The following is a 6,000-nucleotide window of genomic DNA, read 5'->3' on the forward strand; positions in this document are numbered from 1 at the left end:
CGATTTTTTCTCGACAGCCTGTGTATACCGGCTTTTTCGTTTATAAAACACCAGGTAGAGCGCGCGCGTTTACGGGGATACTCGGACCGTTCGGAAAAAATCGTACATTTGCGCCCCTTGCGGCATGTGGGGCGCCTTGTCGACCTTGCGAGCAGCTTGGAAGGGAAGGCCGCCCGCGCCTTCCTCCCTTTTGCGTTACAGTATTTGGGTGTGTAAATGCACATTTGTCGTTTTCGCTTTGCAAAAGAGGGGGAGATTCATGGAATCCCAGGCTTATCCGATGCTGTTCAGCCCCATCAAGGTGGGCACGCAAGAGGTTAAGAACCGCGTGTTCATGCCACCCGTATCCACGAACCTGGCCGACCACGGCTATGTTACCGATGCGCTGATCGATCACTACACGGCGCGCGCCAAGGGCGGCGTGGGCCTCATCATCACCGAGGTCGTGACCGTAGAGCCCACGTATACCTATCTGCCTGGCGATATGTGCTGCTATGACGACACCTTCATCCCCGGCTGGGAGAAGCTCGCCGCCGCGGTTCACCAGTACGGCGCCAAGATCATGCCGCAGCTGTTCCATCCCGCGTACATGGCGTTCAACGTTCCGGGTACGCCGCGCCTGATCGCGCCGTCCTTCGTGGGCCCGTCCTACGCGCGCGAGGCGCCGCGTCCCATCACCATCGACGAGATTCACGAGCTCACCCGCCAGTTCGGCGACGCGGCCGAGCGCATGCAGAAGGCCGGCGTCGACGGCGTCGAGGTCCACGCCGCCCACGCCCACGGCATGCTCGGCGGCTTCCTCTCGCCCCAGTACAACAAGCGCACCGACGAGTACGGCGGCAGCCTGGACGCGCGCATGCGCTTCCTGCTGGAGGTCATCGCGGAGATTCGCGAGCGCTGCGGCAAGGACTTCATCATCGACGTGCGCATCTCCGGTGACGAGTACACCGATGGCGGCCTCACGCTCAACGACATGATCTACGTGTCCCGTCGCCTGGAGAAGTCCGGCGTCGACATGATCCACGTCTCCGGCGGTACCACTATCAAGCGCGGTTCGGCCATCCCCGCCGCGGGCACCAAGCAGGCCAGCCACGCCGCCCTCTCGCGCGAGATCAAGAAGCATGTGAGCATCCCCGTGGCCACCGTGGGCCGTATCAACGAAGCCTGGATCGCCGAGGAGCTCATCGAGGACGGCGCCGCCGACATCTGCATGATGGGCCGCGCCAACCTGTGCGACGCCGAGTTCTGCAACAAGGCCGCCGCGGGGCGCGCCGAGGAGGTTCGCCCCTGCATCGGATGCCTGCGCTGCCTGAACGGCATCATGTTCGGCAGGCCCATCTCCTGCACGGTCAACCCGGACGTCGAGCACGACGAGGCGGGCTTCGAGCCGGCCGCCGAGAAGAAGGACGTGCTCGTCGTGGGCGCGGGTCCCGCTGGCATGGAGGCCGCTTTCATCGCGGCGCGGCGCGGCCACCACGTGGTGCTCGTGGATAAGCAGGAGGAGCCCGGCGGCCAGCTGCGCATCGCTTCGGTCCCGCCGGCGAAGCAGGAGCTCACGCGCGTGATCAAGTACCAGTTCAGCCGTCTGGCCGAGGCCGGCGTGGACGTCCGCATGGGCGTCGAGCTCACGGCCGAGGACATCCAGCGCGACTTCGCGGGCTACGAGGTGGTCCTGGCCTACGGCGCCGAGCCCATCGTCCCCGGCTTCATGACGGGCTTCAAGCAGGTCATGACCGCCGACGACCTGCTGGCAGGCCGCGCGTTCCCGGGCAAGAAGATCGTCATCGTGGGCGGCGGCTCCGTGGGCTGCGAGACGGCCGACTACCTGGCCCCGCTGGTCAACGACCTCGCGCCGTCCAACCGCGACGTCACGCTCATCGAGATGACCAAGACGCTCGCCGCCAACGAGGGCGGCGCCGGCCGCGCGGTGCTCGTGACCCGCATCCTCGACAAGGGCGTCCATGTGCTCACCGAGGCCAAGCTCACGGGCGTGACCGAGGACGCCATCTCCTACGAGAAGGACGGCGAGGAGCACGTGATCGAGGGCGCCGACACCCTGGTCCTGGCGCTGGGCTATCGCCCCAACACCGTGCTCGCCGACACGCTGGCCGAGGCGGGCTTCACCTGCCACGTGCTGGGCGATTCCAGGCAGTGCGGCAACCTGCGCGACGCCATCGAGGCCGGCTACGAGGCCGCCTGCGCGCTGTAGGTTCGAATATGTCGCCGGATGCATACCGCATGCATCCGGCGATGTGCGCCGCCACGGCTGCCAGCTTGCCGCCACCACGTCTTTGCAGACTGATTTTTGCGGCAGCGACCTGCTCTAATGTGGTTTTCAGCCTGAAAGCCGCCGCTCGCCGTTTATCGACAAACGGCCGCCGTACCACTAAAAGCGGACGGCTTCCCATGCATACAGACCTACCATTGCATACAGTCTGTAAACCTTTCAGAAAGGAGAAGGCATGGGATTCAAACGGGCCATGGGCCTGGGTGCGCTCACGCTGGCAGTCGCTGCAGCGGTTTCGGGCGCCGGCGCCGACGCCGCGTACGCGGCGGGTGCCACGCCGGAGCTGCTCCCGGTACCCAAGTCTGCAACCTACCAGGACGGCGCCCTGTCGCTTTCCAACGTAGAGCTGGTCGGCGCCGATGTCGCCGACGCCGACGCCGTGCGCGTCGTGAAGCAGCTGCTTAAGGATGCGGGCATCACGGTGACTGAGCGCACCGCCGCCCAGGGCGCAAGCGAGGGCGCTACCGCCATCTACCTCACCGAGGCCGACGACGCCTGCTCGGCGCGCGACGCGCTTGCAACCGCTATGGGTCTGGCCAACGCGGCCGAGCTCGATGAAGAGGGCTACGTCCTCGGCGTCGACGCCGCGCGCAAGGCCATCGTCCTCACGGGTGCCGGCGGCGACGGCAGCTACTATGCTGCGCAGACGCTCGCTCAGCTCATCGAGGGCAAGGACGTGCCCAACGCGCGCATCTCCGACGAGCCCGCGCTGCCCGTCCGCGGCACCATCGAGGGCTTCTACGCCCGCGGCCAGGAGGACTGGTCGTGGGAGGACCGCATGGCGCAGGTGCGCTTCTACGGCGAGACGAAGATGAACACCTACATCTACGCGCCGAAGGAAGACCCGTATCACCGCGCTCGTTGGCGCGAGCCGTATCCGCAGGACCAGATGGAGAAGATGGTCGCCCTCGTCAAGGAGGCCAAGGCCAACAAGGTTGACTTCGTGTTCGCGCTGTCGCCGGGCAACACCATCAACCTCACGAGCGATTCCGATTTCCAGGCGCTCGTCAACAAGTGCAAGATCATGTACGACAACGGCGTGCGCGACTTCGCCATCTTCTTCGACGACATCAGCAACAAAGACGGCGTGGGTCAGGCCAAGCTCCTCAACCGCTTCAACAAGGAGTTCATCAAGAAGCAGGCCGAGCCCTGCACTCTGGCTACGGTTCCCACCGAGTACGACTCCAACGCCATGCTCGACGGCGCCAACACCAAGCCCTATACCGCCAACTTCGCCAAGACGATCGATCCCGACATCAAGGTGATGTGGACGGGCAGCTCCGTCGTTCCCGACGGCATCACGATCAAGGACGCCGAGTTCATGACGAGCGTCTACGGCGATCGCTCCGGCATCTGGTGGAACTATCCGTGCAACGACTACCAGCTCAACAAGCTGGCCATGGGTCCCATCCACGGTATCGACAAGGCCGTTTTCGACAAGATCGGCTACTTCGTCATGAACCCCATGGGCCGCGCCAGCCTGTCCCGCATCACGCTGGGCACGGGCGCCGACTATTCGTGGAACGTTCAGGCCTACGACGAGGATGCCTCCCTTGAGGCGTCCTGCGAGCTCTCCTATCCCGAGCTCGCCGAGCATGTCCGCACGCTGGCACTGCACTCCTCGCAGGTGTTCGGCGGCTCCTTCTCCTGCGGTCGCCCCGACGCCCCGGAGGCCAAGGCGCATGCCGACGCCCTGCTGAAGTCCGTGGTCGTTTCCGAGGATCCCGCCCAGGACAAGAACGTCCTCGCCCTGCGCGCCGACATGAAGGCCATGGTCGATGCCTCCAACGCCCTTACGGGTGGCGACTTCGGCCCCATCAGCTCCTTCGTCGCTAAGCTCGGCCAGGTGGGCCAGGCGGGCGACAAGGCCATCGACCTGATCATCGCCAAGGTCAAGGGCGAGCAGGACAAGGTGAACAGCCTCACCTCCGAGCTCAACCGCACCGTGTCGGCCCTCGAGGCGGGCAAGCTCGTCTCCGAGCGCAGCATGGTCTACTTCATCAAGGACGCCCTGGCATACCAGATCGAGCCCAAGGCCGGGTTCGAGGTTTCCGCCTCGCTGGTCCAGAAGGGCACCGAGGTGACCTTCACGAACACCAGCTCGACGTCTGCCGCCGAGTACGAGTGGAGCTTCCCCGGCGCCACCAAGGCAACCTCGAACGAGGCCGAGCCCACCGTGGTCTACACGAAGCCCGGTCGCTACGACGTGACGCTGACGGTCCGCAACCGTTTCGGCGAGGACACCGTTTCCAAGAAGAGCGTCGTCTACGTCGTCGATTCCATGCCCGAAAAGATGGACAACCTCGCGTTGAAGAAGTATGCCACGGCAAGCAGCTCCGCGGCTTCCTCCGAGCGTGCCGAGAAGGCCGTCGACGGTTTGGTCACGGGCAGCAAGTGGTGCGCCACCGGCAACAGCGGCCAGTGGCTGACCGTTGACCTGAAGGACACCTACACGCTGTCGAGCTTCCGCATCCATCATGCCGAGGCCGGTGGCGAGGGCGCATCCGCCAACACCCACTCGTTCACCATCTCCGTCAGCACCGATGGCCGTAACTACACCAAGGTCGTCGATGTCGACAACAACACCAAGGGCGTGACCGAGCATGCCATCACGCCTACGGCCGGTCGCTACGTCAAGCTCGACATCCGCCGCGCCGTGTCCCCGGGTACCCAGTGGCCCGCCGCCCGTATCTTCGAGTTCGAGGCATACGGCATCACCGGCGACGTGTCGCAGCTGCCCGAGTACGTAGCTCCCAACACCGCTGACCTCGAGGCTCTGCTCGAGGAGGTCTCCGGCCTGGCCGAGGCCGACCACACCGCCACCACCTGGGGCAAGCTCGTTGAGGCCCGCGATGCAGCCACCGAGCTGCTCACTCGCGGCGACAAGACCCAGGACGAGGTCGACGCCGCCCACACCGCGCTCGTCGCAGCCCGCGACGCCCTGGTGAACACCGCTGCCCTCAAGGCCGAGCTGGCCAAGCACGAGGGCCTGGTCGAGGGCGACTACAACAAGGCAACCTGGGCCGCCTTCAAGACGGCCCGCGACGAGGCCCAGCAGCTGCTCGATAACGGCCGCGCCTCCCAGGACCAGGTCGACGCCGCCGCCAAGCGCGTCGCCGACAAGGCTGCCGCGCTCGTGAAGGTTGCCGACCTCAGGGCCGCCCTCGAGAAGCACGCCGGCCTGAACGAGGCCGACTACACCAAGGCCAGCTGGACCGCCTTCAAGACCGCCCGCGACGAGGCCCAGGCGCTCGTCGACGGTGCCGGCGCGACCCAGGAGAAGGTGGCCGCCGCCATCGCCAAGCTCGATGACGCCGCCGCCAAGCTCGTGAACGTCACCAAGCTCAAGGCCGAGCTGGCCAAGTGCGCCGACCTCAACAAGGCCGACTACACCAGCGCGTCCTGGAAGGCGTTCGACGCCGTCCGCGCCGACGCTCAGAAGGTGCTCGACACCGAGAACGCCACGCAGCAGCAGGTCGATGACGCCGTGAAGGCGCTCTCCGAGGCCTTTGCCTCGCTCGTGAAGGTCAACCCCATCGACTTCATCGACGTTGACGACAACACCGATCACGCCGAGCACATCGCCTGGCTGGCTGCCAACGGCATCTCCACCGGCTTCAAGAACGAGGACGGCACCCTCAGCTTCCGCCCCTATGCGAAGGTCACCCGTAACGACATGGCCGCGTTCCTCTATCGCATGGCCGGCGAGCCCG

2 protein-coding genes are annotated in these 6,000 nt (G+C 65.5%); both read left to right on the forward strand.

All coding sequences use genetic code 11. The features are described 5' to 3' along the window. Positions 1–259: 259 nt before the first annotated feature. Positions 260–2,209 carry an NAD(P)/FAD-dependent oxidoreductase gene (locus I2E26_RS02230; protein WP_195419443.1) on the forward strand — a complete coding sequence of 650 codons (1,950 nt, stop codon included), beginning with the start codon at positions 260–262 and terminating at the stop codon, positions 2,207–2,209. 253 nt (positions 2,210–2,462) lie between these two features. Then, positions 2,463–6,000, forward strand: a 3,538-nt coding sequence (locus tag I2E26_RS02235) for a beta-N-acetylglucosaminidase domain-containing protein (protein ID WP_195419444.1), incomplete at its 3' end; no start/stop codon positions are given.

This window comes from Collinsella sp. D33t1_170424_A12, assembly GCF_015554865.1.
Classification (GTDB): Bacteria; Actinomycetota; Coriobacteriia; order Coriobacteriales; family Coriobacteriaceae; genus Collinsella.

Coding starts and splice junctions, on each gene's coding strand:
- I2E26_RS02230 (WP_195419443.1), top strand. CDS start 260: ATGGAATCCCAGGCTTATCCGATGCTGTTCAGCCCCATCAAGGTGGGC.